Source organism: Rhizobium sp. RHZ01, from assembly GCF_014851595.1.
Classification (GTDB): Bacteria; Pseudomonadota; Alphaproteobacteria; order Rhizobiales; family Rhizobiaceae; genus Rhizobium; species Rhizobium altiplani.
The window spans coordinates 1-2,577 of sequence record NZ_JACUZZ010000068.1 but is presented as its reverse complement, the minus strand read 5'-3'; the positions used below and the strand labels follow the sequence as shown (position 1 = coordinate 2,577).

Sequence of the window (2,577 nt, the reverse complement as noted above, 5' to 3'; positions counted from 1 at the left end):
CAATCTTCCGGACATTCTGCCCATATCGGGGAAGAAGTCGAGATCCATTACCGCTGGCATGCATTTTATGGTCGGCAGGTGCGACGCTACTACGGCGAGCGGCGCAGCGGATCGGAAGTCGTCGTTGTCGAGCATGAACCCGGAGTAACGACCGCCGTGGAACGGTGGATGCTCGACCGCGCGACCTGTGCCGCGATGACATTGGGAGAGCCGCAGGTATCGGTGGAAGCGCTGATGGACCTCGATCGGGTACTCAAGGATCGTGGACTCAGGCAAGTCTTTTCGGATGACACAACAGTTATCGAGGAGGCATGTGATGAAAGCACGACAGCACCCCGCCATCGTAAAGCGACCCTGCCAGCTCAGCATGACGTTGGAAACACCCGAGTTGACGCAAATGAACACTGCGGAGCGACAGGCAATGGTTCTGCGCCTCGCGCAATTGATCCTGCAGGCGGGTGGGATGAGAATCATGGAGGCGGGCGATGACGAGCGTTGATCTTCCCGCGTCGCTACTAAAGCGGAAGGCCGTGGTTTATGTCCGTCAGTCCACGCCCGCCCAAGTACAACTCAATCGCGAGAGCCAGCGACGCCAGTATGAACTTGTCGAGGAAGCGCGACGGCGTGGATTTCGAGATGTCGAGGTCATCGACGACGATCTTGGCCGCTCGGCGAGCGGGACCGTCGCGCGACCGGGGTTTGATAAGCTGGTGGCTTGGTTGTGTGCCGGTAACGTTGGCGCCATCCTTTGTCTCGACGCTTCCCGTCTCGCCCGCAACGGCCGAGACTGGCATCACCTCTTGGAACTGTGTGGTCTGGTTGAAGCTCGGGTGATCGATCTCGACGGCGTTTACAATCCATGCCGTCCGAATGACCGGCTATTGTTGGGCATGAAGGGGAGTATCAGCGAATTCGAGTTAAATATTCTGCGAACGCGCATGTACGAAGCGGTCCGCTCCAAGGCACGGCGAGGAGAACTGCGCATCGGCGTGCCCATTGGCTATATCTGGCATCGCGAGATCGGCCTTGGCCTGGATCCTGATGCTCGCGTCCAGGAGGCAGTGCGGCAGATATTCAGCCGTTTTCGCCAACTGGGAAGCGCTCGTCAGACCCATCTGGCGCTGCATCGCGAAGGGATGCATTTCCCCCGTCCATCGGATGGCAGGAAACTGACGGCGCTCGACTGGACGCCGATCCGCTATCGCAATGTAATCTCGGTGCTGAAGAACCCATTTTATGCTGGAGCTTACGCCTATGGCAAAAGCAAGAGCAGAACCGAAGTCGTCGACGGTCGCCCCTACAAGACGTACGGTCACCTTCTGCCCCTCAACGAATATGATGTCCTTTTGAAGGATCACCATGAAGGTTATATCGACTGGGGAATATACGAGCGTAATCAGAAGCAACTCGCCATCAATGCATATGGTCAACGCGATGGAACCAAGTCTGGGCGAGGCGGTCGATCCCTGTTGATCGGGTTGATGACCTGCGGCCAATGCGGGCATCGGTTGAGGGTAGCCTATCGAGGACGTTACCCTTATCCTGTCTACCAATGCGTCGGCCGGACGGCTCTCGGACTACCGCGCTGCATGTGTTTTGGCGGCCAGCGGGTCGACACGGCGATTGCGCGCGAGTTGGTGCGGGTTGTGCAGCCGATTGCAATTCAGGCAGCGCTTGTTGCAGAGCGGACGCACATGGAAACTCAACGGGAACAACAGCGCATTCTCGAACTCGAGTTGCAACAAGCTCGTTACGAAGCTTCGCTCGCCGAGCGACGCTACGCGGCGTGCGATCCGGATAACCGCCTGATTGCCGCACAGCTCGAGAAGAACTGGGAGACATCACTACGCCGTGTCGGCGAGTATGAGGCTCGCCTGCAAAACATGAAGATATCCAACTCGGCTACACCCAATCCCGATTTTACAGGCCTTGCCGAAGATCTTGACATAGCTTGGTCGTCTTCCAACGTGACGATGCGAACGCGCCAGCAGTTGGTGCGCGCGCTCATAAACGACATTACCGTCAACCTCAATGAGGCTGACAGCGAGATCGTGCTGACGATCCATTGGAAGGGTGGTCGACACTCCACCCTCCGCTTGCGCAAACCACAATCCGGTGAGCATGAATGCGTCACGTCTGATGATGCCTTGGCCATCATTGAGAGTATGGCGAGCCGCTGGTCTGATGAGCACATCGCTGCGACCTTGAATCGGATGGGGCTGCCGACTGCTCAAGGCAAGACCTGGACGGCAAAACGCGTCGGTTCGATCCGGCGCGTGCGTGGAATTCACGCCTACAAATCAGCGGAGAAAGATGGAGAATGGCTGACGCTAACCGAAGCCGCCAAGGCTTGCGATGTTACCGCTCATCGCATTCGCAGCCTGATCGCGGCTGGGATATTGCCTGCCCAACAGGTTGTCCCGGGCGCGCCGTACCAAATTAACGCTTCCGATCTTCGCGATCCTGACGTCACTACTGCGATGAGGCGGAAAGGGCGCCCGTGTCAGTCGCCGCCGGAAAGTCAAATTCCAATGTTTACAGACACTTGAAGAGGGGGTGCATAATGAACACAACGTG

Annotated in this window: 2 protein-coding genes; both read left to right on the top strand. The window is 57.6% G+C overall.

The annotated features are described in order from the left end of the window. A partial coding sequence (locus IB248_RS31435) for a hypothetical protein (RefSeq protein ID WP_210333099.1) occupies positions 1-489 on the top strand: 489 nt, incomplete at its 5' end. Continuing rightward, positions 486-2,549 (top strand): recombinase family protein, encoded by a 2,064-nt coding sequence (locus tag IB248_RS30755; RefSeq protein WP_192242228.1) that lies wholly within the window; start codon positions 486-488, stop codon positions 2,547-2,549. The genes IB248_RS31435 and IB248_RS30755, both read left to right, overlap by 4 nt. Positions 2,550-2,577: the final 28 nt, after the last annotated feature.

Bases quoted from the DNA above. Each gene is read 5' to 3' on its own strand.
- IB248_RS30755 (WP_192242228.1), top strand. From the start codon at position 486: ATGACGAGCGTTGATCTTCCCGCGTCGCTACTAAAGCGGAAGGCCGTG.